We start from the raw sequence: 26,449 nt of genomic DNA, 5'->3' as shown, positions 1-26,449 counted from the left end.
AATTGCTTGAAGATTGTGGTAAAAAGAAACTGGTTCCACTTAATCCTCAATACCAGGTGATGGACGTAACAGAAACCACGGTGATAAAAGGTGTAGTATTTAGAAACGTTATAGATAAGCGAGTCTAATTTTCATTAAAGAGCAAAATATGTTTAATTGATCTATTGCCCATTTCTGCAAAGATCGTTTACTATTGTGGAGATAGATAACGATCAAGGCGTGGTGGGAAAAGTGATTTTTGGAAAGAGAAAAAAAACACAACGCTATATTGTTGATTTAAAAGAAAATTTAAAAAATACAGATACAAAAAAAGCCGGTTGTGGCGACCGACTTTTCTTATGTGATAGGCAGCTAGAAACTAACCATACACCTCAAATTGTTGGTTATAATTCTAGCGGCCTAATCGTGCATACGCAATAGAAAAGTTAACTAACCGTAACTTTTTTCTGTTGTTGGTATCTGTCATACCGACGGAACGAAGATGGCTAATTATATACAACTAGAATTGCATGAAGCCGAGGAAGCTCTCGGTTACATCTCTCCAGACTTACCCCAGCAAGATTGGGCAAAGATAGGCCGTGCGCTTTATGTAGAATTTGGCGAGCTAGCCAGAGATATGTTCGAGTCTTGGTCTGCACCTGGTAATACCTACAATAAAGCGGCTTTTAATAGCTGGTGGAAAAACTTTCGTAAAACTAAGCGCACAGATTTTGGTTCATTTATCTTTGAAGCCAAAAAGGCTGGCTGGAAGCCAAATAAAGAAGATCGCTCTGAAGAAGAGCGACAGCGCATTTTTGCAGAATACGAGAAACGCAAAAAAGCAGCAGAGAAGAAAAGAGCACGAGCTGAGAAAGAGCAATGGGAAGAGCTGAATAAAGAAGAACAGCTTTTCCAAAGCTGGCCATCTCAGTTCTCTCCGACTCAATACATGCTGAAGAAGCAAATGGTGGACATTAATCGCTTCGTTGATGTTCGCTTAGGTAAAGACCGATTTGGCAATCCTTGCCTTGCTTGGCCTATCTATGAAAAGTTGTTTAACCAAGGCCGCTTCTGCGGCTTTGAACGTATTTTAGATAAAGGCTTTAAACCTCGTGTTTATGATAAAACATTGGGCGACTACGTATATTCAGACCGTGTCATCAATAAAGTTTCAAGTGACAACTCTCGCACTGATATTGGTTTTTGCACCTTTGGTAAGTTTTGCGACCATGGACCCAAACGTGTCTGGGTGGTTGGTGGTTTCGCTGATGCTTACTCTGCCCACGTAGCAACTAACGAGGTTATTGTTACGCCGATTGGTGAAGGTAACATTCCGCACCTTATTGAGCGTCTGAAGTCTGAGCATCCAGATGTCCAATTTATTGCTGCGCCGGATAACGACAAAACGGGTATTGAAATGATTGACCGCGCAGGCGGTTACTGGACTCTTCCACATACAGATGGTTACGACTGGAGTGATACCTTCTTAAACCTTGGTATGGGTGCGGTTGCTGAGCAGTTGAACGATATCAAAGGCTTTGAAACAATTGAGTCAAATTCTCGCTATCTACAAGCTGAAATCCGCAAAGGTCTAAACCTGATTGACTCAGATATGGGTACAGGTAAATCAACCATAGTTAAGGGCTCCATCCAGAAAAATCCGCATTTAAAAACGCTCGTTATTTCTCACCGTGTCGCACTGGCGAAATCTCTCAAAGCTGGTTTGAAAGGTGATAATGTTTCCGTGGAATTCTACCAAGACCTTATCATCAAAGATCCGGTGCCAGGTACTGATGCAGATATGGCACTGCGTAATGCGCATATTCTTGTTTGTTCTGTGGATTCACTATGGCGGCTGGCCGGTTCAAATTGGGATGTGGTTTTCGTTGACGAATTTGAGCAAAATCTTGGGCAATATTACGCAAAAACAATTCAACACGGTGAACACTGCCTTAACTATCTGCAGTTTGTTCTTACAAACAGCCAAACCCAAATCTTAGCCGACGCTCACTTGGGTGAGCTGGCGTTCGACTTCTGCCATTACATTGGTCTGCATTCTGGCGTGTACTTCAAAAATAATTATCAAGTGGCTCAAGGCAAAAAAATGTTTGTGTATGAGTCAAAAGATCACTTGCTTGAAGAAGTCATGCAGCAAGTCATGGCGAAAGGTAAACGCTACATTTACGCCAACTCTAAAGAACAAGTGAAAGCGATTGGCACTGCTATTGAGCAGGAAAGAGAGCGTAAACACTATGACGGTTCTGTATTGGTTGTTCATGCAGATGTAACCGGAACAGAGGAAGTAAAAACAGCACTCGAAGATATCAACGCTATCGTTCCTAACCTTGACGTTCTGATCGCTTCACCAACTCTTGGCACCGGATTTGATATTAAATCTGACGCTCACCAGTTTGATAAAACCATCGGCTTTTTATCCTCTCGCGTTGGTACAGCAGAAGAAGGTCACCAAGGTCTTAACCGAGCGCGTGATGTTCAAGAGTTTCATGTATACCTAGACAACGCAGAGAGAAGTGAACCAACCGACCCTGTTTATATTCAAAACAAGCTGGTGGAAGAAGTCTCTGCCGAGACAATGAAAGTATTAGCCATCGATCCTACTACTGGCAACTTCACAACTCGTAATACGTTGTATGAATGGCTTTTCTGTAAAGTGAAGGCAAAGAATAACGAATCATCGAACCGTTATCGCTCTCGCTTTTTAGAATTATCTAAGAAAGGAGGCTATGAAATAATCGAAGTGGCTAAGCAAAAGCTGGCGGCTGATTTTGGAGCAACGGTAAGAGAGGAAGCAAAGGACAGAAACAACCGTATTGACCTACGAGACATACAAGAAGCGCCTGTTCATATTGGTGAAGCATTCCAAACAGTTATGAGAAATGGCGAAAATTACACCACGTCTGAGATTGCAAAATCAAAGGTCAACTTCGACTTACACCTCGACGCAGCAAGTGAGGAACAGATCGAGTGCTTGCTTCCTTTTGCACAAGAAGTTTACGAAAACTTTGGTCACGATGGTGCTAATGCTCGAATAAATGGTGTGGATAGCGCACTCACAATGCCAGAAAACAAACGTGATGCAGTTCTAACCGCTTTAACTTACAAGCAAAGCAAGCAGCGCTTTGTTGATTCAATTAAAAAGCTTTCATGGGTTAACGTAGACGCCCACTCGGCTCAAGCTTTCGACATGAAAGACGTTCAACACGCTGAAAGCCGTGTTAGCTGGCGTCACCTTTCTATCAAACGAGCGCACTTGATCAAGCTTCTTCAAGTGGCTGGTATCGATGAGCAATTGAACTACAACGGCAAGCAATGGACCGCAGACGAACTAAGACCGTCTCTTTATGAATGGCTTCGCAAGCAGTCCACTAAAGACCGACTTTTCAAATATTCAGGCATCTCTGTTTCTGCTAATACATTAACGAACCCTGTGCAATGGTTTAACAACCACTTGCGGTCTTTTGGTGTGCCTGTCGAATCACGCAAGAAGCGCCTCGACTCCGGAAAAACGGTTAACTCTTACTTCGTGCATTTACCGGAATGGGAAGCAGTGAAAACACTTGTTTCACTACGTTCTCAAGGTATCGAAGAAAGCCTACAAGATGCAGAGACACTTGATATAGACACTATCCAACGCCAAGTTGCATCGTTTATCAATGAGTTAAGCACAAGCGAATTTAAGCAAGGCTACAAGGTTCGTTTTGACAAATTAGATGAGCAGTGCTGCTTAACGGGACTACTGGATTTACGTGACGATTTAGCCGCTGCGTTTGCACCATTCGTGCAAGAAGTGAAGGATCAGGTGGTACCAAAATATGATCCACCTTCACCATTGTTTATTAATAACAAAACTGCGCAGGGTGGATCACCAATTCAAGCCAAAGATATCAGTAGTGACGGGGCTTTAGCGTATATTGAGGGAGGGGAGGAGAGACCTTCTTTAGAGTTCCAAGAAAAAGCCACCTACAATCTCAGCAATGATCAACGCAACGTCGTAAATGAAATTGGTAACATTGCTATTAATCAGCTAGGTCTTAGCCCCTTCGATGTTGCTATAACAATGCTTAGTTTTGGTCTTGATAATTTCACAGGTAATGCAGAGGCGTGGGCAGGAACGGTTAAACAGGCCATTAAGGAAGGGATTTGATTATGTCTAATCAAATTATTGAGCACCGATACTGGGTAAGTCAGCAAGTCAAGCTTTGTAGAAAAAATGAAGTTCTGGACTTTGTTCGTTCATGCCGCAACTTTGAGAGTGAAAAAATCATCTCTTACATTCGTTTTTCAAACGCTGCAAAGGGATTCCGTTTGGCTATTAAGAATGTGTTTTTTCTTGGTTAAGCACATCTTACTCAGTGTTTCAGTGGATAAAGCAACTTATACTAATTAATTCAGTTGGTTGAATAGGAAAAGAATATGTTTAAGAGAACATTTGCGGTTCTGGTTGCTACGTTTGCACTATATGGATGTGGAGATACTCCTCAAGAAGTCACTGACGCAAAAGACAGAATTTTCAATGGTTATTACGATGCAAACATTCATGAGAACACTCACTGTAAAGCTGAGCAGTTCAATGTGGATTGGGTGATTCTTTGCAAGAGTATAAGCGGATCGAATAACCAAGGTATTTACGAAGTAAAAGTATTAGACCCTGGTCGTTATGTTATTTACGCAGTTAACGGTACTGCCAAAACTCACGCTGGTCGAATGGGATTGCACATAGAGTTTAATCGTGAAAGCAGTGTGGATATAGAGGAAGTTAAGAAGAGCTTAGGTTAAAAGAGAGCCCACCAATTAGGTGGGCTTTTACTTATGTGTTTTTAATGATATTGCATCGTCGATAAATCCATTGTTGAAATTTATTATTCACCATCGGATACCCTTATAACCAACTCACGATATAGAATAAGGGTTGATTCCTTACTGGCTTTCTTGCTTGGGGTCCAAACCTCACAGATCGCCTGTCCTTTAATCATGATTCTTGAGTGCCACATCCCTGCGTCTTTGGTAACTAATGGGGCTGGTGGATTTTCTGGTAGAGTTCTGCGAAACTCGAATTCATTCCAAGCTAACCTGAATGCTTCCATAACGTTTTTAGGCTCTTTACCCACGTTAATCTGCCAGCTCTCGTCTTTAATCTCGACGTCCACCAGCCAAGCACCATCATCGTCCTTATGACCTTTCATTTTAGGCTTGAGAGGAGCAGGTTCGGTTGGTTTCTTGACCTCTTCTTCAGGTTCGTCTTGATCGTCATCGTCTACGGACTCAATCATATCGATTTCGTTATCAATATCGTTGTCGATGTCATCTTGTATTGGTTTATCTGTCACTAGACCTTTGATTTCTTCCCAATTAATCCATTTATCGCTGAGGTAGGTTTGAATGCTTCGCAAATTGAGTTGTTGTACATCTGGAAGCATGATGTGTTTACGAATGAAATGCGCCGTAATGTTATCTACAGGTAACCCCTGCGAAAGCTGTTCTATCAACCAGCTATGAATACGAATCGCATTTGGGCTACGCTTCCACGCCTCAATTTTAGGTGTCATCTTGGTTAAGGCATCGACAACAGGCTGGTTTTGAGAAGCTGAAACTTTCTCTTCTCCTGCAACCATAAAGCTGGCTTTTTCAACCTCAGTGGTTATCTCAAACTTCTCATAGGATCGTCCTGTTTCACTTTGACCTTTCGCATGACCATATACTCGTGTTCGGTATGCCGATCGACCTTCACCTTTATTCTTGAACTTTTCGTAACCTATCTCGCTGTACATATCACGAGAGTGTCTAAATTCAATTCGTGGATTATCGAAAATTGCTCGTATACGTTGGTTCGCTGAGTGAGAATAAAAACGACCTACGGCATTGGTGTGGTATTGGTCTGATAATGGCAACTCTAAAACGCCATGCGTTACTTCATTACCACGCTGGTCAAGGTAGGTGACATGATCGTCTTTCTGGATTTTTCTCAGCAATGCCAATCCTTGCATCACCAGGTCTCTATCTATCAAGCATGGGATCGCGTATGGCTTCACGTCGTCAAATAGTTCTCGGTCATGGGTTTTTAATTGACCACTAAACATGACGTGGTTATCGGGTGTGGTATCAATTACATCAAATACTGCAGTCTTAAAAATCTCAGTGCGGCGTCGACCTGTGGCAATGGCAAGACCAAGAGCCAAATCAAATTTATTAGCTTCTTTGACCTCGAGGGATGTGGAAAGCAATTTTTCTGCAGTGCTGATGGCAAATTCAGGGTTAACTTGTACCTGGTTCATTACATTGCTATCTCGCTTATCTCTATCCATCGAGGTGCCAATCTTGCGAACCCACACGTAAATAGGCTGGATAAGGTAATAAGCATGGTGTTCTATGCGAATATCCTGCAGAGCTTTAACAACTGCAGCTCGATTTTTGCCTCGACGCTCGTTTTTATAGATGATTTTCCAGTTATCTCTAAGTGTCGAAATATCCATTTGCGGATTCATCAATTTGGCAAAATCTGGGATATACTCCTCTAGATTTTTGGTCGCTTTCTCTAGGTGCTTTTCTATTAAATGGTGGGGCATATCGAGAGCCATAATCGCATCTTTCCACTCACGGAGCTTGTTTGAAATTCGATGAGCTTCTTTTACTTCTGCACGTTTCTTTGCATCACCTTTTAGCTTGTCGCTAATATTTGTTAGTTGGTAATGAACCTCACTATGCTGACCAACTCTAACTCGATCAGACTTAATGCCAACACTACTATTCTTTAAATGCCTTTTAATCATCGAACCAAGGCGGTCTGTAATTTGTTTAGGGCTAAGTGATTCATCCCTGTAGACAGTCTCACAGAAATCTGCAATTTCCTTTTTTGTTGTATCTTTTTCTCTCATAGCTTCTAACCTCAACCATATTAAATGCACCAGTTATAAAAATAATGTACTACATGCGCACATTATAGTCAACAACTGCACCAGATAAATTAAATGCACCAGATTAAATATTGGTAAATTAAGTGCACCAGATTAAATATTGATAACTGCACCAATAATCTAGCTAGATTATTGGTGCAGTTACTGTTAATGCTGGTGCATTGGTGCGATGTGTATCTGGTGCAGTTAAATATTTATTGCATTAATTTTATACTGGTGCATTTGTCGCTCTGTATTCTATCTCCTTTTAATTTATTATCTGGTGCATTTAAATGGATTTTTATATGAGAGTTGAAGTTTGAGTGGTAGCCTTTCCTTTTGATCAAGAAAATAGCGACGACCTTTCTTATTTAAGAAGGTGCAATTGCTTAATTTCTTGTTCCTATTGGTACTAAATTTTATATAACTCGTTGTTTTTAATTGATTTTAATTAGGAAGTGACAAATGAAATCTGTTTTGAAAAGCTTAATATTTCGAAAGAATGGCTAAAATTACGAATGGTTTAATAATTCATGTACTGAAACGATTTTTGTTATTTTGTGTTTACTTTGTTTCATTTTGAGGGTAGGATTAGCATATAACTTGAGCATGGGAGTTTAAGATGACTGAAATAGAACAACTAGCGGCAGTTGCTGAAAACATGAAAAAGGAGCAAATAAGCCGAAGAGACTTGATTGCTACTCAAACATCAATCAACGTGTCAGATGAAGAAGTAGAAGGTATGAACCGACTCTTCTATAACCACTGCCTGAACAAAAAAGCACTAAGAACATTTGCTGGAATGGCACCTGCTACCTTCCAAAAGAACATTGATGAGGCAATAGCTACTGGTGTGATCAGTGAGCCTATTTACCAAAATAAGCAACATCTGTTCACACGCTTCCACATCGAAAAATTGATGGAATATTGGGGAAAACCCAAGTATAGAGACAACTACAAGCCCAGAGTAATTTCAGTACAAAATCAAAAAGGCGGCACGGGCAAATCGACTACGGCTGAAACGATAGCTACAGCATCTGCATTAGACTTACAACTCAATGCAAAGGTCTGCCTGATTGATATGGATCCTCAAGGAACTCTTGGGCAAAGCAAAATCGCAAACGCTGACAATGATGCTATTTACTTAACCATTATCGATATGATTTTGGGTGATATAGAACCTGACGGCGAATTTCAATCACTAATAAAGTCCGGCATGACTGAAAAAGAGGTCATTCAAAAAGCAGCCTTTAATACTCACCTGCCTAATCTTGATGTTTATCCTGCGTTTTCAACTGATGAGCGATTCATTGACTTGTTCTGGCAGCAGAAAGACGACTCTGCAAAACAAGCATTGATTACACGACTAGCCAACAAAATTATTCCTACCCTTCAAGAAGTGTACGACATCATAATAATTGATACACCTCCGCAAGAGTCGCCATTAATCTGGGCTGCAAATGAAGCACTGGATTGTCTTCTGGCACCATTGTCTCCTCGAGCGTATGACTTTGACGCAACGACAAATTACATGCTAACAAACACGGCGCGTATGATGTCTTTGCCATCAAAAGGAAAAAACCTACTTTGGGGTAGACTACTAGTCGTTAACCATGATGAGAACAGTAGGACGGAGCGAGAGCAGATAGAGAAACTGAGCAAATCCGTCCAAAACAAACTTCTATCAACATATCTCATCCACTCTGAACTAATCGTTGCAGCTAGTGACCTTAAGAGAACTGCACTGGATGTTGCCAAATCAGAGAAACTTGTATCCCCACAAAAGCACAAAGAAGCTATGACTTCCATTAGCTCTGTATACAACCAAATCATAAGAGAAATCAAAGCTATTTCTGTTAAGGAGGAAACAGACCATGTTTGAACGTTCAGTAGATAAAAAAGAACTAATAATGGGGAAACAAGCATTCTCTTCTGCTAATCAATCAAACCAGCTTGGCTCCCCAAAAGATGTGGCTGATAAACTGGCAGAACAAGTCGGCAGTACGCTAACAAAACCAGTGATGGGTTTGGATGTTACTTTTACGCTCAAGAAAATCCCTGCTAAGAAAGTAGACCTATCCACCATGGTTTGGCTGGAGAACGAGCGTGACCAAGAGCTACTCGATCAATTCGCCATTTCAGATATTTTGCCAACGTTTAAAGAATACGGGCAAGAGGTGCCAGCTTTTGGTCGTGAAGAGTGCGGTGTAATACAAGTGGCTGACGGTAGCCGACGTCGTTTTACAGCCATAACAGCAAAGAGTGATTTCTACATTTGGGTTGGTGACCTATCAGATGATCAGATGAATTATCTGAGCGAAGTGGGCAACAACTACCGACCAACTTCTGCATATGAACAAGGTCAAAAAGCTCTACGTTTAATAAATAGTGGGAAAAGCCAAGAGGAAGCAGCTGAGGCTGTAGGGAAAGGCCGTCGCGCAATGATGCGAGAGGTTAACACTGCAATGCTTCCCAAGCCGTTCATCAAGGCATTGCCAAGCCCTAACGACTTGAGCGCACGACAAGGTGAAGCGCTATTTAAAGCATACAACAAGCTGGATGAGCAACAACAGAATGGACTAATAAGCTTCTTTGAGAGCTGGTGTGAAGAAAAAGGAAAATACAACGCTGAGGAGTTGGTGGAGTTCTTCATTGCGAAATGTGGTGTAAGCAAGCCTGAACCAGTAAAACCTCGTGAACTGGCTATGGGAGCCACGGTCGCATTGAAAAACGGCAACGCCACAATCAATATCCCGAAAGTTTCAGATGACTCGCTAAAGGCCATTGAAGAATTTATTGATAAAACCCTTTCAAATGAAGCATTAAATAACTGTTAGAACCGCTAGGAGACATTAACTATGACAACATTAAGAACAACATTTGAATTCCAGATAGACGTAAACTTCATAGAAAAAGATAAAGCAGAAGCCATGTTTATAGAAAGCGATTGGAAAGATGTTTTCTATACATTCATTGACCTTGACGAAGTAGCAGAACATTTAGCCTTAAACTTTCATCAATACGATGAAAAATGGGAGAAAGGTGAATATTGGAAGCACATTGAAGGCTTTGGAAGCTATAAGTACAACAGCGACACTAAAGCATGGCACTTGGCTGGTGAAGGTGATGAGAACGGTGAGTTTGAGTGCGGTGATATCATTATTAAATACGAGTCAAAAACGGAATGTACCGATGTTACTGAATTAAATTAGACCGATAAAAAGCAAAAACCCACTGCGGAAACAGTGGGTTTGCGTGACACAGATAAACCAAAACCGCCAGGAGATGACTAACTATGTCTAAAGAAGACTATACCTTTGTTCGTTCGCAAAAACTAGCCGATTTAATTCACTTACCAGCTTACTTGGTGATTGAGTGGCTAGAAAGCCAGCATCAGGGAATGGGTGAAGCCGTTGCCAAAGCCTGCTACCAAGAATTAGCGAGGGCATAATCATGATCAAAGAAATGCTAAGCGAAGCTATCCCAGTGATTGTGGTAACTATTCTGGGTGTGGCAATCACTCACTTTTTCTTTTAGTGAGGGCGCTATGACAATCATTGATATCAAAAAACCATCGCTAAGCAAACGCTGGTTTGGCTACAGAACCGAGTGTGGTTTACTTGCAAGATTCGCATTACTGGTAAACTACCAATGCAGAGATGAAGGTGGTGTTAGAGCCTTTATTTATGCCACCGAGGAAGTGGTCGAAGGAGAAGCTTGCGAAGTACTGGCAAAGATAAATGCCACATTAAACAGCGAGTTTGAGAAACAACTGGAACAAGCCCCACCACCCAATGACCGAGGATTCTTCACCCAACCTTGGCAAGGAGAAACCAGACCAACAGCTTACGGTGAGCTATTTTACATACCAGACTGGAAAAAAGATAACTACATACCAGATTGGCAGAGAAGCAGACTTGACAAATCTGGGCGTGCAATATGACCAGGTCAGTTTCATATCACCCAAAACGAGACATGAAAAATCAAAGACGCCGAAAGTCATATCCAAAACTCGTCTTTGTCTCATCCCATTACAGAACTGTCGAAACAGCGTATATAGGGTTTCATGAGTTCAACCAGCGTATAGACAGCTAACGAGAACGCGCAATGCAGCAGAGCTAGTCTGTGCTGTATTGCTGCGACAAATCAACTAAAAATCGTACAATTACCTGTCGAACTGGCTGCGGAAATAATTTACACATCGCAGCTAAATCTTTTTCAGTCACGTACTCATGTGTGAACAGTGATAATGTGACATCTAGATCGCTCAAACCTAAAACATTGCAGTACGTTCTGTACTGCGACACTTTCATATCAGATCTACCAGACTCCATTCTTTGGACTGTCGCTAAACTTATTTTGCTCCGATTAGAAAACTCGCGTTGCGTCATGGGATAGTGCTCTCTATATCGACGCAGCACATAAATTACAGGATCCACTTTCAATGTCATAAAGAACGTCACTTTTTGTCATTTTATTGTTATAAATAACTCACTAATGATGTTTTTGATGATAATGACATCGAATTCAACACTGATGAGTTGATACTATCGAGCCAAATGACGCATCGAAGTGCTGCATTAAATTAAAAACAGATGTTTTATAAAAAACACAGCTCTAAATAACAAAGATGAAACTCATTTTTTTTTGATATTAGAGTGTAAATAATCTTTTGGTTAATAATAACAATAGTTGGTTTTGAGCTTTATGAGAAATAATGAAAGACGTAAAAGAAAAGAATTGATAGGGAAATTGGAATTGTTAGCAGCTGCAGCAGAACCAGGTGTCGTATTAACAACAGAAATGAGTGTTATATGCACAGATGTTTTGCTGCACGCTGCAGATGAATTGAAGAGGGCTGAATGTGAAAAACGGTTCAACTCTGCGTGAATGTCGCGGTAAGCTGGGCTCTTGCGCCTTGCTTACCTCCCGTCATTACTACCTTATCCAAGGACCACTCACCTTGCATGTAAAGTGGGAACTGGCTTGAGGTTTTAACGATACCCTCGGCATGAAAACGTGGGTTAGCAGGAAGATCGAGACGAATCTGAGTTCCGGTTCGCTCGACTTTCCTTAGTTCATCCTGAGCAGCTTGCTTTGCTTGGTCTGAATTCTGATACGTTTGAGTCAGTTTTTTAAATGGCTTCATACCCACCATTTCAACCACTTCCTCACCCGTGCCATCGTTCCACCAAACCGACTTGATTCCTTTGAAGATCTGACGACTAGGCATACTCAAGCTGGCATTGGTAAAACTTTTCTCTGTTGGCTGGTTATTGGTTGGCAATTCAATTTCAACAGACTCAACCGTCTTACCGGAAAGGCTCTTGATTTTACCTCGTCGTGCCAACACATAGAACGACTCAACAGGCTTGGCAACAGCATCGTACTTTCTAGCTAATCGTGTCAAAAATGACATATCTGTCTCGTCCGTTTGGTCAATATGCTCAATAGCTATGCTATCCAGCTCTTGATCAACCCTCGGGCTCAAACCATGGCGACTGACGACTTCACGAAAGATACTTCCTAACGTACCGCTGTACGTTTGCGAACGGCGCTGTTTAAACTCCGTTTGGTCATTGACCTGAAAAGGCGCTGCCGTTGCGACAATGGTAAATACATGCGGAAACAACTGCGGTGTAATTCGCGTAATAGTGAACTTGCCGCGGCTGAACCACTGGACAGGCTCATCATCCGCAATGCCAATATCAAAACCGATGGTAACACCCTCAGGTGGTAGCGAATCCATATCAGGCGCAGCCACTTTCAGCTTAATCTGATCGGTTTCCTCACCGGAAACATCAGTGAGCTGCCACGTTTGAAGGTATTGATTAATGACTTTACTGCCCTGTCCGGTTGCACGGGCAATAATCCGAGTTGCTAATCCCATATAGTAACCACTCTCTCTGGCTCAGGCTCTGATTTAGCCTCTACCGTTGGCAACTTGATTCGTGTTCCGGTTGGAAGAATAACGGGTAACTGATTGAGGTGAGGATTCAGAGCGTACAACTGACGTTCTAAATCATCACCATCGTCCTGAAAATAACGATACAGCACATCGCCAACCGTATCACCCACCACACTTAATGCGACTGTACTCAATTGGCAAACTCCTCAAACGTAATCGTAAAGCTCACAATCATAGGCGTACCATCATCGATCACATCTTTCTCATCATCGTTGAGTGACATGATCTTCCATAAGCCCATGTTGTACCCGTAATCGTCAGTGAGCAGAACTGGCGCTCGCATACGCTTAATTTCACGCAAACGACGGATAGAAGCTCTACCCTCTGCACCAAACCACCTCCCTTTTATCGTCTTACCATCAAGGGGATCATGAGTGTTCTGGCTTACCGCTTTACCGTCCATAATATCCAGGTTTACCCAACCGCCTTGGCTGGTAGTAGAAAGCGTTTCATATTCGGTGCCGCTTGCGACACCAAATACAAAGGCTTCTTCGTTCTTAGACGGGACAGACAAAATTAACTGCTGTCTCATACATCACTCCTATCGGAAAGAGAACCGTCCATAGCCACCGATAACGATCCAGAACCCATCATGCCTTCAGCCATCATCATATCTTTCAACTTAGCGACCAAACGATTCAACATATCCTCGTCCTGCTGAGGATTACTTGAGGACGGTGGGATAGTTAAGTTAATTTCGACCTTACGGTTATCTTGATTTGTCTGAGAAAGTGACTTCGCAATACTATCCGGTGACGGCAGTACACTCGTCGGTTCGGGTAACATTGCTAAGCTTGAAGCGCCGTCGGGACTATTCAGTAAAGCATTAGCTTGCAACTGGCTAGTAGGCTGAGTTAATCCGTCTTTTTCTTTGTCCAGCGTCGCTGCTTTAGCGGTCAGAGTTTCCTCTTCATCACTAGAAAACAGACCAGCAACTTTCGATCCTAACCACTCACCGATTTCACCACCAGCTAAGCCGCCAAGAGCACCACCAACGACCGTACCTATACCAGGTAAGATTGCGGTACCAATTGTTGCACCTAGTGCCGCACCACCCAAACCACCGGCCATATCACCTGCAGTACCGCCGATCTCTTCAGCGCTACCGTTATTGATAGCAGACGTTAATGCTGCACCCTGCAGCATGACATTAAGCGGCTTGAATAATTTTCCTGCAGTACCTGCAATACCTGCCATCATGCCTTTCAATGGCAAAGAACCAGTAACATCACCGGCTACGGCTGCAGCATCCGCTCCCATAAGAGCCAAATCAGCCGCATTAGCACTGGACGTAAGCAGTGATAAAGCAGTACCTCCGCCAAGAACAGCAGCTCGCTTACCCCACTTCCCTTTTGCAGAACCATTAGAAGACGACGCAAAGGCGGGCGCTGGCGCACCCATGCCCCCCATAGGAAGGAAGTCAGTTAATCGACTACCAAGATCAAGCAGACGCCCAAACTTGCCACCACGACGCGATAATCTTGCTCTTTTCGGGCGAGATTTACGGCGACTGGTCGTAGATGCACCATCTCGTTGATAACGATTGCGACCACGGCCCCCATTGTTACCAAGGTTATCCAATGTCTGATTCAATCGAGAAAGGCGTGATGTCGCTTTCTGAGCCGATTCCGCAGTACCATCCAAGCCAATGCCAAGCTTAGCTTTACCTAAATCGGCATAGTTCTTACCCTGACCAAGTAGCAACTTACCTGCTTTAAAGGCTAAAAATGCTCCTTTGGCAGCAATAAGGGCTGCTGGCAAACCAACAATAGCAGTCGTCAGCGTTGGGAACGCTGTTGCCATATTAGTTATACCCTCAGTAAGACTTGCGAGCATTGGGGTGAATACATCAAGTGTTGCGGCTAGAGGTGGTAGTAAGGTATTGCCTATCGTAGTAGCTAAGCCTGCGGCCGTTGATACAAACGCTTTAATTTTAAAATTTGCGGTAGCTGTCTGCTTTTCAAATTCCGTTTGCATAGAGCCTGCAAAGTTGGTGTCTTTCTCTACTAAATTGAATGCTTTACGGAAGTTCTCAAGGTTTTGCAAAAGTGGTGCAATAGAGCCGATAGACTCAGAACCGAATAGATTCTTCATCAAGGCGGTTTGAACATCAGCATCTTGGTCTTTAATGGCCAGTAGCACCTGCTCTACCGTCTTAGGTGCGTTTTCCTGCATGTCACGCGCTAAATCTGCTGGGTCAAAGCCCAACGTCATCATCGCATCTTTCTGACCACCACTCGCTGAATCGCCAGCCGTTAAACTCAGCAACAAGTTCTTTGTCGCGGTAGCCGCGATTTCTGTACTTGCAGAACCGGATAACACTGCTCCAGAAAGAGCAGCTGCTTGTATCTCATCAAGACCAGAATTAGTGATCACTGCTCCCTGACGCACTAGAACTTCAGTAACGTCTTTAGCGTTTGTAGCTAAATTATCACCAACATGGTTTACCGCATCAGCGAGGCTTTCGGCTTCTTTCTGGGTTAAACCCATTGTAGTACGCCACTTCATCATGGCCGCACCAGCTTCTTCTGCATTCAAACCATCAAAAGCCACCGACATCTTTGCAGCAGCTCTGGCGTAGTCAAACAACTCATCTTTTGCGATACCGTTACGACCACCTTCAGCAATGATTGCAGCCAAACCTTCCTGAGTCACACCTAGCTTAGGCGCTTCAAGAACGATTTGTTTACGCATTTCCTCCAGTTCTTTTGGTGTTGCATCGTTAACAGCTTTAGTCACTTCAGTAAACGCAGCTTCATAATCAACTGCGAGTTTAATCGGCACTGCAAGAACAGCACCTTTCATTGCCAAATCTAACGCCTCGCCCCCTAATTCGGAGCGAGCCATCTTATTCGACTCGATCTTTGCAGATGCAGCCTGCACCGATTTCAGCTTGGCTTTCTGCTTATCCAGTGCAGCGTTCGCAGCCGTAATATCACGCTTGATCTGACGTTGTGCTTCACCAAACTTATGCGCCTGAATACCAGACTCATTTAACTTGGATTTCAGACCATGAAGCTTTGTTTTCTGAACATCATAATGCTTGGTAAGCTGAGAAACTTCATGGCGTGATTTGTCATAAGCAGCCTGCGTTTTACTTAGCTGCTGCTGATGTTCGTTAAGATTGGCTGTATTGAGTTTAACTTCTTTGCGAGCTTCCTTAATGGCTGTTCGCAAAGCCTTACTCGGGTGTTCCGTTGCTCTCATTTGAGCTTCAAGGTTTTGAAGCTTACTTTGAGAACTGGCAACCGCTGACTCGTAGCCTTTCGTTTGGAGACTAAGCTCCTTTGTGGCTACAGCCAACTGCTCCGCTTTAACTTTAGCCGAACCCATTTGAGCTGACGTTTCAGTTAAATCACGCTTAATACTCGCGTAAGAGTTAAGGCTGGCGGCACTGGCATTGAGCTTTTTGATCTCTGCCGACTGAGCTTTAACATCCTCAGTCAGTGAGTCAAACGATGCACTTGCCGCCTTGAGAGGTGCGGAGTATTGGTCAATCGCTGCAATGGCAACTTGATACTTAGATTGATTACTCATTGTTGCTTCAACCTTTCAATTGCCAAATAAAAACGACGCACTGCCACGTCTGCTGGTAGTGCGCCTATTTGCTCATCGTTATAGGGATAAACGAGCGGCAGGTAATCGCAAAGTGCTTCTATATCTTTGTCTGAAAGAAGCCTGCCTGCTGGTTTAAAAAATTATCAATATTGACCTGCAATTGATTCCAATCCGGCATGAACAACTTGCCTACTTCGGCTTCGCTTAGACCTGAACAAGCATGAGTAATAAACGCCTGCTTTTGCTTATCCGTTGGCTGAGCCTTGTAAATCTTGCGCGTTTTCACCGATGGCACTTTTAATTCGATTTCAGTGATCGTGCGACCATCATCAGCGACGATTGGCAGAGCCAGTTGAATTTTCTCACTGCCAATTTCAATGCCTGGTAACCAATCTGGTGAGTTCTTCGTAACCAAGCGGGAAATGATTTTTTCTACCGAGTTAAAATCTGGTGTGGATAGCTTATCAAACGCCTTTTCTGAAATACCCGTTAACGCCAGCGTGAACTCTTCAACCACAACGTCCTGATCGTCTTGTTCAACATCGACACCGCTATAAATGCTGAACGTCAAAGGTTCAAACGTTAGCTCGGTAATTTCAGTATCATCAACGGTGATTGGGTGAAGAAGATGGTGCGTAATTGGGGCAAGCTTTAGTTCTTTTTTCTTTTTGTTTTCAATTTGCAGAGTCATGAATTTTCTCCAAAAAAAAGGCTCCCCTTCGGGAGCCAACTAGCTAGAAATTTGGAATGGGTCCACGGACACAATTAGCCGCGACCAAGATTCGAACGATGTTTCGCCATGATGTCACCTTTACCCAAGTCGATTTCTTGAGTATCAAGGTTGATGTTGTAGCGAGTCTTACCATCTTCTGTGTGCTTGTAGATACGAGGCGAAATTTCAATCGTGGTTTCAGAGATCGCTTGCGATACTCGCGAGCCGTCATCCACTTTGTTAATGTCGCCCGTGTATGAGCAATGCTCTGCAAATGTATTGCCGTCTTCATCTTGGTACGATGCTTTAACGTCAATCTGAACGCGTGTGTCTTCTTCCACACCATACGCTTGCAGCGCTTCTACCGTAGCACCTTTCAGTTTTAGGGTGGCATTACCTACCACCACGCCGACACGCTTCTTCGTGGACGCATAGCGCCCACCTTTGGCATCTTCTGTTTTACGCTCTACCACTGGCGGCGTATGTTCTTCTAACTCACCGAAGAACTTGTGACCTTCGATCACAACTTCGGCCATTACTAATGTGCGTTGACCTGCCATTACAAGATCTCCGAGATAAAGTTGTCGATAATGCCGATATCCTCAATGAGGTGGTAAACCATGTGCTCATTTGGTGGGAAGCCAGCGTAACGAATTGCGATGTACCAGGTACCGTTGCGGTAGGTTTCAGCCGTATTAAGCTCTGGGTGAAGCGATACTTCCATACCGATCACTTCTTCATTCGCTTTTAGCTGAGCGCCCCATGCGTTCAGTTTGGAAATTTCTTGTTCCATGAACGATTTGTCGAGATTTTCTGCCATCACCTTTTGCGCAGACTTTTTCAGCTTGCGACAAATGGCTTGCTCCAAACAAACCTGATTAATGAAACGACCTGAAAGCGTGCGGTTACCCAGCAGTGAAATACCGCCTAAGTCCGTTTTACCGAAGTAGCAAATGCCGTGACGGTTTAGTAGATCACCCTCGGTAGTGGTATCGAGAATGTCGTAGGTAATGTCACGCTGTACGCCTTGAGCATAAGTACCTTTGTTACCAGGGGATTCATGTAATGCCACGCCAGCATGACAGCCAACCGAAAGCACCGATGGCGGCACGTAAACATTCGCACCAGCCGCCTTTGAATAAATGCTTGGTTGTGGGTCAATCATGGTCGCAATGTCATAACCCGTATCTTGAGTTGCCAGTGTCAACGAGTGATCAATGACTGCTTTCGTACTGGTAGACAATCCATCCAAGTGTGGGAACGCCATCAGCTTCAAGGCTTCCGCTACAAGCGCATCAGAAGCTGGTTTTTGATGGGTGTAACCTGGTGCCGCGATAATGGTCGGGGATTCAGTACACAACGAAATAGCCGCAATACCTGTGCGCTGACCAGTAGCCGCATCGATACCACCGATCACATTGTTGAGAGTTCCAGTCGCATCCGCGCCTTCCGGTACTACAATGACATACTGAGGAACCAAGACTTTCTTCAAAGTTTCAGTTACGGCGTACCATAGCCAACCTTCTTCTTCACCAGTGGTATCCAGCTTTGCTGCATCCGTGGTATTAGCTACGCGAAATGGCACATTGAAAGGCACATCGGCATGCTTGTCCGGCGCTGTACCTACCCAACAAACGATGTGCTTACCCAAAGGTCCCATTGGAGCTGGCAAGGCTTTCTTCACAATGGAAATACCATTGTGCTCAAATTGAGTGATTTCCATAAATTATTTGCTCTTTACGGTGGTTTTGGTGGCAGCCGTTTTCTTGGAAATACGACCGTTAGTGAGTAGGGCTTTGGCTTCCTGTGGAAGCAGTTCTAGCTCTTGGCCTTTGGTTGTCCAATGACCTTTATGCCAAGGGAACGGAAGCTCTACGATGTAGATTTCGCGCTTCGCCTTAGACGTTGGTTTTGCTTGGTGCATAACGGCTCCTAACAAAAAGCCCTGCACTAAGGCAGGGCTAAGGGTGAAATTTAGGTATAAAAAAACCGCCTATTTGGCGGTTGTTAGATGGTTGGTTTTTCTGGCCAGACTACATCATCTGGATTTAAACATGTTTGAGGAATATCTCGCAGTGCTTGTCGATATTGGCGTAATGATGATGCATCATTACCCATGTCTTCGCATTTATTTATTAATTCATCCGCATAACGTAAAAGATTGGATCTACGGTGACGAACATCATCCCACTTTATCTGATTAACAACTTCTGATTCAGGTGTCATTACGAAACTCCCCTAATTATTGACAAGGAGGGAATTTGAACATTATCACGTGCAGTTTCAATTCCCCATTTTTCCACATACCCCGATTCGACGTAATCAACACCGCTGAGCAAAATTGCAACTTTGTTCTGACCTTGCAAAGACGCTAGTTTCGAGCGTGATGTGACTTTTTCTGTAAATGTAATGGCTCCATCAATACTGACTAATGACGATGATACAACGTACGAACAACCGCCGCGCAACCAAAAAACAATGCCGTACGCCGTTACGGGATTTTTATATTTAGCGAAAAATCCATCATTTTTGATATCGTTAGGAGAAAGCGTGGAATTCAATTGATGTTGTAAAACGTCAATAGTATTGATAGCTGCCCATCCACCCCAACCATACGATTGTGCTAAAAAGCGCAGAGACATAGCACCAAGCCATTTATCATCACTATGAATATGGCGTCCGATTGAAATAGTCGCTATCCCTGTATGTGCTGCTGGTACGAAAACAGGATAAAACTTATCTCTATCTCCGCCGACTTTGAATGACAGTGGTTTTCGAGTCATATAACGTTCATCTGACGTCTCTACAAACTGCTTAAATTTATTTTCAGCTTGAACAACTCTGTCATCTATTTCTTTATTCTTATCCACCACCGTTTGGGTTAACTGGTTGATAGAATCAATCAACTGACCAGATTCTGATACACCCATAGAATGAGCTCCTTATGATTTTCTAATTAAATCTGCACCACTAGTAAACGCTGCAGTAAGTTGAGTAATTAAAGCGCTAAATTCTTGGTTGGTCGCATCCAGCCCTGTTTGCGTTGCAAAATGAGCAAGACCCTTTCCCTCCAAAAGTTTTGAGTTTTCAGCTTGAGCACCTGCGAGCAAGAAACGTTTATCTGATGTGTCTTGGTCATACACATCCGCACTGTTCGCTTTTGTGGCCAGAGTGGTAATGATGGTACCAATACTGTCTTGATTGCCTTTCAGTGCTGCAGATAGTTCATAGATGGTGTCCAGCTCTGCTGGCGCTAAACCAATCAAATTTTGAAAAAGCTGATTCACCTCATCTTTGGTATAAGTGACAGCCTTGTCTGCCTTGTTGGCAAGCTCTGTAATGCTGACGGTGATTTCCACATCACCGGAGCCATCAAAGGAAACCTGACCAGTGGCGTCTCCCAGTAGGGAAAACAGCCGCGCCACTTTCAGCGCATGGGCATGATCGGCTGTGGCTGCCAGGCGATTGGTGACCGTCAGGTGGTCAATGGTGCCGCCTGACTTGTCCAATTTATTACGTAGTTTTCCGTCTATCGTACCAATCAACTGACTCAACTTGCCCAGCATGATCTCAATCGGGGTTTGTGTTTCTGCCATTATTACTCCTGAACGCCTATCACGCCGATATAGTGGTCAATGGTCATTGTCATTCCATCAACCATCGTGCTTTGATCTTCTGCTAACTGTGAGGATTGCGCTTTGGCTTCGTTGGCAGCATTCTGGGCTTCAGCCGCCATTTTTAACACTTCCTCTGCAACCGTCCCTACTGGACCTTGTTTACCCATACTCACAACGTTGAATCGTGTTTTTCTGGGCGTTCGAAGCTCTACCATACTGCGCCCTGCTTTCATGCTGACAACATGGCGACTAACAACTTTCATCGTAATGCAGTTATTCATAGCTCTCCCTAAGTGCCGCTTTGCACTATGCCTCGTTTAAGCTGAGCAACACCACCAGCAATTGGATACTTGTCCATTGAGGGAAAGGTCACCAACACTTCCCAAAGCGCATCACGCCAGTTCTCGCAAGATTGACCTTCGGTCTTATCCGGTGCAATGTGATATCCACTTTCTCCACTGGTTGGTACGGGGAACTTGATTTCTCCATTGGCGGATGAAAGACGAAGCAACAATTCATCATTGCTGCTCTTGCGTATTTCAAGCTCAATAGTGGCTCCCGTTAAATCCACCGGCTTTCGCTTTCGGTTTTCATCTTCGGTTTCCCAAAGCAAATAAAAGTCGCAAGTTCGACCTTCGGTGATCTCCAGCACTTGCTCGTACATAAGAACCTCTTACCTATTGGCTTTCTCTAGTTCAAGCAAGCGAAACTCCTGCTTAATCAGAAGATGCATGGTATCTACCTGAGTCTTTGCCATGATGGCAAATTCAGCATCAATCAAGATGTTCAGATTTTCAGTACCAACCATGACAGTGATGGAATCGCTAGGAAGGTCGGAAATATTAAGCGTGAATGGCTGAATACAGTGTGCGTTCTTCGCTTTGTAGTTCAGCGTAGTATCAGGCGCAGAAATGACACCAAACAAAGTACCATCGTCCAACCAAAAACCGATTTCTCGGATCGGATATTCTTCTGGTCCAGAAAACTTCGCAGCTGCTTGGATGCTGCTTCCGCTCGTATCCTTGTATTCACCGAATTCAACCCGAGCTCGCTCATTCTGGAGAACTGTCTGCTCTTTGTTTGGGTGATAAGCAGCGTCACCCACACTCACCCATTTTAATGCCGCTTTTATGCCTTTATTTTTGGCACTGATTGCCGCATCCAAACCTCGTCGGGTGATGACTAACTTTAATCCTTCGTCACTCATGTAATTGCTCTCGCGGTAATAGGTGACACAGAAAGGCTATAGCTACCTGCAGCAGGTGCAGCACTCGCTATTGGTTCGTCTGGTATGACGGTTGCCTTAACGGTCAAGTGATTAACACTAATGGGTGGACAGGCGCCACCTGCAATGCCAAATGCAAAATCAGCATCAGGCATGGGCCACAATACTGCAGGGGCGTCTGTATAACTGACGTTTGTCGAGGGTGCTTTTGCACCACCTAAAGCTACTTTGGTTTCAACACCAAACACCAAGGAAAGCTCAATCGTGTCTCTCGTTGATTTGATGTCGTCTAACTTTTCAATAAGTTGGTCGATAAGTTCTGAGTTTACAGGGGATGCATCCTCTTTCCATGCGATAACATCTAATGTAAACGGAGGCAGTTCGGGTAAATCGTATCGGTTTCTTACATCACTGCCATAACCAATTGCATTCAGCGCATCAGAGATGCCTTCTCTGGTACCTGATTTCTTTCGTTCAACCTGAGCACTGGCTACCTGAGCCTTTTTAATTTTGACCGAGTCTTCCTTTTTCCAATACGTCACCATCCTGTCTGCTGCCAAATACGGCAATGCCGATTCGGGCGTCTGGTTTGCGTTTCTTAACTGAGGAAGCGGCGGTGCGACTTGGTCTAGGTGTTTTCTTAACGTATGTTCGAGCGCTCGTTCTAATGGGCTGGCATTATCCGTTAGTAGGCTGTAGCTACTCGGTTTCGACTCTGATGTTGACTGACTCAAGATATGGCGCTCCTGTGTGATCACACTTAAAGCTTGCTGCTGGTGAATTGATTTGAACTCGGATACCACTTCCGTTTGTCGCTTTCAGTAGAATGTGGTCTATCATAGAGCGGTCAATTTCACCTTCTAGTCGATGTTGCTCTTGACCATATTTAGCTGCAGCCATATCGACTGCATCTTTTATGACGTCTTGATCTGGCCCACGAGGGATATAAAGCACGGCATCTAACGTCCATCGGTTGATATTGGCTTTGTGCAAGTAAAGAATATCTGTCTCTTGGGCTACGGAGTGAGTACGCATGTAGGCGAGCGTTTCAGCCAACAACTCATCACTTGGTGTGCCATCGCCAGCGTGAGCCAACAAGTAGCCATCCACAATCCCTGTAGCAGGACCACGATTAACAAAACGAGCATCTTTCGCCTGTCCTGCAAATTCGTGATCTTTAAACCGATAGGTCACCACAACGGTGTTTTCGTCCGGTGATTGAATTTCCATTTCAGGACTGGCACCAGGTGTTAACGCATGGAAACGATAGCCATTTCGAGTCCCTGTCGTTGCTACGGCAAACATTGCCAAGTAGTAACGAGTCAGAGCTTGCTCGTTGCTTTCCAATATTGGTTCAACTGGAGGAAAAGCATTAGGATCACCTTCTTGCAGTACATGTCTCGTCAATCCCATGTCAGCAATAATGGTGTCCACCATATCGTCTTGGGTGACGTACATACCAAACATCTGCTTAGCGTTTTCATTCCAACGACGATAATGGTTCTGCAGAATGACCGTGAAGACTTGCGTAAACTTGGTCAGTATCTCCGCGTTGTTATTCAGTGTTTCTTCAACAGCAGATACATCTTCGGGTGCAATTTCTTGTAGAGCGTCAAGCTGCTCTGTTTTCATGCTTGCGTATAAGCTGGCGAAATCCGGCGTACTCAAAAGCGTTGGCTCAGGCAACCGAGCCAAATGAGGAAATCTTTTCATGTGGGGTCTCTATGCTGCTTGAGGTAATGGAACAGTAAACGGCTCAACCACTCGACCGTTCCATTTACCGTAAAAGGTCACTGACGTTCCGTCTTGCGTTCGTTCCGCGACAACTCTTGATGGTTCAAAATCTTCAAGACCATTTTCAGGATTCATGAACGCGCCCATGGCGTAGGTTTGAATTAATGCCAAGGTGGAATTATTGGTATTACGTGAGAGCGTTGCTGGTAATTGGCTACCAAATCCCCGAGCCTTATTTCTTGCAGAGATATAAGTCGTCATCACTTGAGTGACACGGCTAATGAATTGATCCCAACCTGTAATAGTGCGTCCGGTTTTCCGGCACATGCCAACCATACCTGCCATTACGTCACCTTATATGTTCCTGCAGACGAACCGCCTGTTACTTGAACTTCTGCGAATTCCTTCTGATGTTTATTCAAAGCCTTTGCGATAGCGAGATAGTATTTGTGACCGGCCGTAGAATCAGCCAACAAAGGCTTGAAACCAGCAGCCTCCAATTCTTCCTCTATTGTTTTGGCTAGAATTTCGTCATTTAGTGCCATTTAACCACCTGCTTTTACACTTGCTGAGCCACACATATGATTTAATCCTGTTACTTGACATGGGTGCTTGGTCGTAACAACATCATAAGCGCCACCATCTTTGTCATTTAATAAAATCTTTGGTGCGTCCACGGTCGCATTGCCACCTGAGGTCACTGAAGTTTTACCACCGACATTCACCGTAGCAGCACCACCAACATTGACCTTTGCGTCTTTATCAACCTGAATATTGGCTTTACCTGCGACACTAACATCCAGCTTATGCTTTTTCTTGTCATAACAAACCCGGGTTCCATCTGGGTAAACACGAAGAATCTCATCAGGGTTATCGGTAGGCAGAGGGAACTGATCACTTGGAACACCAATCAAAGCAATGCTAGTCGAGGAATTGTCCCCACCGCCAACATTGAGCAATACTGCTTGCTCTCCAATGCTAGGAAGACGATATTCAGCCACATCGCCAGCACACGCTGAAAACCATTTAATCCATGGTGTTTCGTTGTCACCAAACTTTACTTTAATTCGCTTATGGTCATCACTCCAAGCAGAGACTTTACCGACTCTGATCATGTTGTTCAGGCGGCGTTTCAATTCTGTGATTTCTTTTTCTTGCTGAGAGAACTGCTGTGAATACTCTTCTAACTCAGCCTGAACTATCTGCTGGACTAAGTCTCGCATTCTCAAGTTCCTTATATTCATCCGGCTTTTCGGGGTGCTTAGGGTTAATGGCTAAGAAGATCCCCAATAATTTCTGGTCTTCTTCTGGTAACTCACCTAAGTAAATATTTTGCCACCATTCGGTTTCCCAACACTCATAGCCGTCGGTACCAGATTTGAACAGACCTTGCTGGCTGACAATCTTCTCTGGAAAACTGACCGTCTTACCAAGACCAAAGTTGTTGTTAAACGCAATGCGACCAACCGCACTCGCTAAATCTTGAGCAATCAGTTCAGCATTTCGATTTTCTGTATCGCTGTAAGCTCTGCTCACTAGGCAATACACTTTCACACGAACCGGCTGTTTTATTCTGCCATCGTTGGCTTTCGATAATTCACCGTATTCATCGATGGCGACATGGCATTCAAGCCCTTGAACCTGGTACTCACCGTAAAGCGCATATTCATGAACAGGAACGCCTTTGACGCGCTGTTTCAGCACTTCAACGACTTCAATGTAATAGTCACTTGGTTTGTTCAATGTTGATCGCATAGTTGAGCTCTTGTTTCAGTATTTCACCGAATCGCTTGTTTACCTGCTGCTCTAAGCGAAGCAATATCTGACTCGCTTCATCTTCGATAGAGATGCCAACAGCTTGAACAGGGAAGCGACCAATTAAGTCTGGGTCACGGATAGGTCTGTAAGGTGCGGGCTTGCGATTCTGACGAACCACATCATGCTGCATCACTCGGTTTCGGCTGGCTCGGATATAAACTCGTTCATCATCACCATAAATTTTGGTGTAAAACGCACCATCAAATTGATGGGAGCCTGCTTTAGTGCCTGCAGCATTTTGCCGGACACTACCAAGGTTTTCTGCCGAAATAGCTAACAGACCAACCCATAAGTTGACCGTCTTCTTGTCTTTGTCATAAGCCAGGATAAAGCGATTCTTTAAAGCAGCTTGTTTGATGCCAAGCTCTTTGCTCAAGTGGCGCAGAGTGTACGTTCGTAACCATCTGCCTGTTTTCTTGAGCGCTCGCTCTATCGCCTTAGCAACCTGCTTTTCCATCCCAGCAAACTCATCTGCAATTAATGCAGCTTCGTTTGAGAGATCAAAGCTAAGTGTGCCGGAATTAGTTCGCCTTTGGTGAGCTCCTGACTGGGTAAAGTTAGAGGAAGTTATCACTCGGGCTCACACTCTTTCCGTTGGGCTTCATACTAAGAATGAGTAGTGATGTTGTTTCATCTGGGTATAAAACATCCGCTACATGTCGAGTTCCCAATGGCGTATCAACTGAAGCACCACTGACCAGCTTCTTTGCTATTCGACGATTGAGAATAGTAAGAGCTCCATGCTCTGCGATAACCGAAGCGTGGCTTTCATTGTTTTCCTGTGGCATTAATTTTGAGTCAAAGATCGCTTTGATATCTAAATTTGAACCATCCCTTAATAAGAGACGAAATTTAGATGCCATAGCATCCTCAATGGCTTGATCTGCCATTTCCATTACTTCATTAAATAGCGAATCAAATTCCATG

33 protein-coding genes are annotated in these 26,449 nt (G+C 43.9%); 9 read left to right on the top strand and 24 right to left on the bottom strand.

Going from position 1 to position 26,449, the window contains the following annotated elements; genetic code table 11:
* The first annotated feature begins 195 nt into the window (after positions 1–195).
* The 4 genes from HC752_RS21515 (at position 196) to HC752_RS21500 (ending at position 4,776) form a co-directional block, all read left to right on the top strand.
* On the top strand, positions 196–420 hold the full coding sequence (locus tag HC752_RS21515) for a hypothetical protein (RefSeq protein ID WP_190337258.1): 225 nt from the start codon (positions 196–198) through the stop codon (positions 418–420).
* A 61-nt stretch (positions 421–481) separates the two neighbouring features.
* Positions 482–4,144, top strand: coding sequence for a plasmid replication protein, CyRepA1 family (locus tag HC752_RS21510; protein ID WP_190337257.1), 3,663 nt, complete (start codon positions 482–484; stop codon positions 4,142–4,144).
* Positions 4,145–4,146: 2 nt separating this feature from the next.
* A complete protein-coding gene (locus tag HC752_RS21505; protein WP_190337256.1) occupies positions 4,147–4,338 on the top strand; it encodes a hypothetical protein in 192 nt (63 codons plus the stop codon).
* A gap of 75 nt (positions 4,339–4,413) precedes the next feature.
* Positions 4,414–4,776 (top strand): hypothetical protein, encoded by a 363-nt coding sequence (locus HC752_RS21500; RefSeq protein WP_190337255.1) that lies wholly within the window; start codon positions 4,414–4,416, stop codon positions 4,774–4,776.
* 83 nt (positions 4,777–4,859) lie between these two features.
* Here HC752_RS21500 and HC752_RS21495 read toward each other — a convergent pair whose 3' ends face one another.
* Entirely contained in the window at positions 4,860–6,872 is a 2,013-nt protein-coding gene (locus tag HC752_RS21495) for a protelomerase family protein (protein WP_190337254.1), read from the bottom strand.
* Positions 6,873–7,512: 640 nt separating this feature from the next.
* On the opposite strand from HC752_RS21495, the gene HC752_RS21490 reads away from it, so the two are divergent.
* From HC752_RS21490 to HC752_RS21470, 5 genes are all read left to right on the top strand, one after another.
* Complete coding sequence (locus HC752_RS21490; RefSeq protein ID WP_190337253.1) at positions 7,513–8,772, top strand: ParA family protein; 1,260 nt, start codon at positions 7,513–7,515, stop codon at positions 8,770–8,772.
* Positions 8,765–9,727: a ParB/RepB/Spo0J family partition protein gene (locus tag HC752_RS21485; RefSeq protein WP_238930592.1), complete on the top strand. Its 963-nt coding sequence runs from the start codon at positions 8,765–8,767 to the stop codon at positions 9,725–9,727. The genes HC752_RS21490 and HC752_RS21485 overlap by 8 nt, the downstream gene beginning before the upstream one ends.
* Before the next feature lie 21 nt (positions 9,728–9,748).
* On the top strand, positions 9,749–10,102 hold the full coding sequence (locus HC752_RS21480; RefSeq protein WP_190337252.1) for a hypothetical protein: 354 nt from the start codon (positions 9,749–9,751) through the stop codon (positions 10,100–10,102).
* An 83-nt stretch (positions 10,103–10,185) separates the two neighbouring features.
* Positions 10,186–10,341, top strand: a complete 156-nt coding sequence (locus tag HC752_RS21475) for a hypothetical protein (protein ID WP_190337251.1) — start codon at positions 10,186–10,188, stop codon at positions 10,339–10,341.
* 96 nt (positions 10,342–10,437) lie between these two features.
* Complete coding sequence (locus HC752_RS21470) at positions 10,438–10,833, top strand: hypothetical protein (RefSeq protein ID WP_190337250.1); 396 nt, start codon at positions 10,438–10,440, stop codon at positions 10,831–10,833.
* Between the two features lie 175 nt (positions 10,834–11,008).
* Here HC752_RS21470 and HC752_RS21465 read toward each other — a convergent pair whose 3' ends face one another.
* The 23 genes from HC752_RS21465 to HC752_RS21355 all read right to left on the bottom strand — a co-directional run bounded on the left by HC752_RS21465 (position 11,009) and on the right by HC752_RS21355 (position 26,448).
* The gene (locus HC752_RS21465; RefSeq protein WP_190337260.1) at positions 11,009–11,341 is read right to left on the bottom strand and encodes a helix-turn-helix domain-containing protein; all 333 of its coding nucleotides are present in this window, start codon (positions 11,339–11,341) and stop codon (positions 11,009–11,011) included.
* A 425-nt stretch (positions 11,342–11,766) separates the two neighbouring features.
* Complete coding sequence (locus HC752_RS21460) at positions 11,767–12,780, bottom strand: phage late control D family protein (protein ID WP_190337249.1); 1,014 nt, start codon at positions 12,778–12,780, stop codon at positions 11,767–11,769.
* On the bottom strand, positions 12,771–12,992 hold the full coding sequence (locus HC752_RS21455; RefSeq protein WP_012127754.1) for a tail protein X: 222 nt from the start codon (positions 12,990–12,992) through the stop codon (positions 12,771–12,773). The genes HC752_RS21460 and HC752_RS21455 overlap by 10 nt, the downstream gene beginning before the upstream one ends.
* Positions 12,989–13,390, bottom strand: a complete 402-nt coding sequence (locus tag HC752_RS21450) for a phage tail protein (protein WP_190337248.1) — start codon at positions 13,388–13,390, stop codon at positions 12,989–12,991. Before HC752_RS21450 ends, HC752_RS21455 begins: the two co-directional genes overlap by 4 nt.
* Positions 13,387–16,395, bottom strand: a complete 3,009-nt coding sequence (locus tag HC752_RS21445) for a phage tail tape measure protein (protein WP_190337247.1) — start codon at positions 16,393–16,395, stop codon at positions 13,387–13,389. The genes HC752_RS21450 and HC752_RS21445 overlap by 4 nt, the downstream gene beginning before the upstream one ends.
* Before the next feature lie 118 nt (positions 16,396–16,513).
* Positions 16,514–17,107: a phage tail assembly protein gene (locus HC752_RS21440; protein WP_190337246.1), complete on the bottom strand. Its 594-nt coding sequence runs from the start codon at positions 17,105–17,107 to the stop codon at positions 16,514–16,516.
* Positions 17,108–17,181: 74 nt separating this feature from the next.
* Positions 17,182–17,688, bottom strand: a complete 507-nt coding sequence (locus tag HC752_RS21435; protein ID WP_012127750.1) for a phage major tail tube protein — start codon at positions 17,686–17,688, stop codon at positions 17,182–17,184.
* Entirely contained in the window at positions 17,688–18,851 is a 1,164-nt protein-coding gene (locus HC752_RS21430) for a phage tail protein (protein ID WP_190337245.1), read from the bottom strand. The genes HC752_RS21435 and HC752_RS21430 overlap by 1 nt, the downstream gene beginning before the upstream one ends.
* Before the next feature lie 3 nt (positions 18,852–18,854).
* Positions 18,855–19,052 (bottom strand): hypothetical protein, encoded by a 198-nt coding sequence (locus HC752_RS21425; RefSeq protein ID WP_190337244.1) that lies wholly within the window; start codon positions 19,050–19,052, stop codon positions 18,855–18,857.
* Between the two features lie 83 nt (positions 19,053–19,135).
* Positions 19,136–19,354 carry a phage tail assembly chaperone gene (locus HC752_RS21420; RefSeq protein WP_190337243.1) on the bottom strand — a complete coding sequence of 73 codons (219 nt, stop codon included), beginning with the start codon at positions 19,352–19,354 and terminating at the stop codon, positions 19,136–19,138.
* A complete protein-coding gene (locus tag HC752_RS21415; RefSeq protein ID WP_190337242.1) occupies positions 19,354–20,058 on the bottom strand; it encodes a hypothetical protein in 705 nt (234 codons plus the stop codon). The genes HC752_RS21420 and HC752_RS21415 overlap by 1 nt, the downstream gene beginning before the upstream one ends.
* Positions 20,059–20,070: 12 nt before the next feature.
* On the bottom strand, positions 20,071–20,724 hold the full coding sequence (locus tag HC752_RS21410) for a hypothetical protein (protein ID WP_190337241.1): 654 nt from the start codon (positions 20,722–20,724) through the stop codon (positions 20,071–20,073).
* Between the two features lie 2 nt (positions 20,725–20,726).
* A complete protein-coding gene (locus HC752_RS21405) occupies positions 20,727–21,026 on the bottom strand; it encodes a hypothetical protein (RefSeq protein WP_190337240.1) in 300 nt (99 codons plus the stop codon).
* Positions 21,027–21,034: 8 nt separating this feature from the next.
* On the bottom strand, positions 21,035–21,409 hold the full coding sequence (locus HC752_RS21400; RefSeq protein WP_190337239.1) for a hypothetical protein: 375 nt from the start codon (positions 21,407–21,409) through the stop codon (positions 21,035–21,037).
* 9 nt (positions 21,410–21,418) lie between these two features.
* Complete coding sequence (locus HC752_RS21395; protein WP_190337238.1) at positions 21,419–21,952, bottom strand: phage tail-collar fiber domain-containing protein; 534 nt, start codon at positions 21,950–21,952, stop codon at positions 21,419–21,421.
* Entirely contained in the window at positions 21,949–22,704 is a 756-nt protein-coding gene (locus tag HC752_RS21390) for a phage tail protein I (protein WP_190337237.1), read from the bottom strand. The genes HC752_RS21395 and HC752_RS21390 overlap by 4 nt, the downstream gene beginning before the upstream one ends.
* A complete protein-coding gene (locus HC752_RS21385; RefSeq protein WP_190337236.1) occupies positions 22,670–23,683 on the bottom strand; it encodes a baseplate J/gp47 family protein in 1,014 nt (337 codons plus the stop codon). Before HC752_RS21385 ends, HC752_RS21390 begins: the two co-directional genes overlap by 35 nt.
* A 9-nt stretch (positions 23,684–23,692) precedes the next feature.
* On the bottom strand, positions 23,693–24,049 hold the full coding sequence (locus HC752_RS21380; RefSeq protein WP_238930591.1) for a phage baseplate protein: 357 nt from the start codon (positions 24,047–24,049) through the stop codon (positions 23,693–23,695).
* The gene (locus tag HC752_RS21375; RefSeq protein WP_190337235.1) at positions 24,049–24,249 is read right to left on the bottom strand and encodes a hypothetical protein; all 201 of its coding nucleotides are present in this window, start codon (positions 24,247–24,249) and stop codon (positions 24,049–24,051) included. Before HC752_RS21375 ends, HC752_RS21380 begins: the two co-directional genes overlap by 1 nt.
* Positions 24,250–24,927, bottom strand: coding sequence for a phage baseplate assembly protein V (locus tag HC752_RS21370; RefSeq protein ID WP_190337234.1), 678 nt, complete (start codon positions 24,925–24,927; stop codon positions 24,250–24,252).
* Positions 24,893–25,459: a hypothetical protein gene (locus HC752_RS21365; protein ID WP_190337233.1), complete on the bottom strand. Its 567-nt coding sequence runs from the start codon at positions 25,457–25,459 to the stop codon at positions 24,893–24,895. Before HC752_RS21365 ends, HC752_RS21370 begins: the two co-directional genes overlap by 35 nt.
* The gene (locus HC752_RS21360) at positions 25,431–26,096 is read right to left on the bottom strand and encodes a hypothetical protein (RefSeq protein WP_190337232.1); all 666 of its coding nucleotides are present in this window, start codon (positions 26,094–26,096) and stop codon (positions 25,431–25,433) included. The genes HC752_RS21365 and HC752_RS21360 overlap by 29 nt, the downstream gene beginning before the upstream one ends.
* On the bottom strand, positions 26,080–26,448 hold the full coding sequence (locus tag HC752_RS21355) for a hypothetical protein (RefSeq protein WP_190337231.1): 369 nt from the start codon (positions 26,446–26,448) through the stop codon (positions 26,080–26,082). Before HC752_RS21355 ends, HC752_RS21360 begins: the two co-directional genes overlap by 17 nt.
* Position 26,449: the final 1 nt, after the last annotated feature.

This window comes from Vibrio sp. S9_S30 (genome assembly GCF_014694455.1).
Classification (GTDB): domain Bacteria; phylum Pseudomonadota; class Gammaproteobacteria; order Enterobacterales; family Vibrionaceae; genus Vibrio.
Note: the sequence above shows the minus strand (reverse complement) of the source record. Positions and strands in the feature narration are given on the sequence as shown.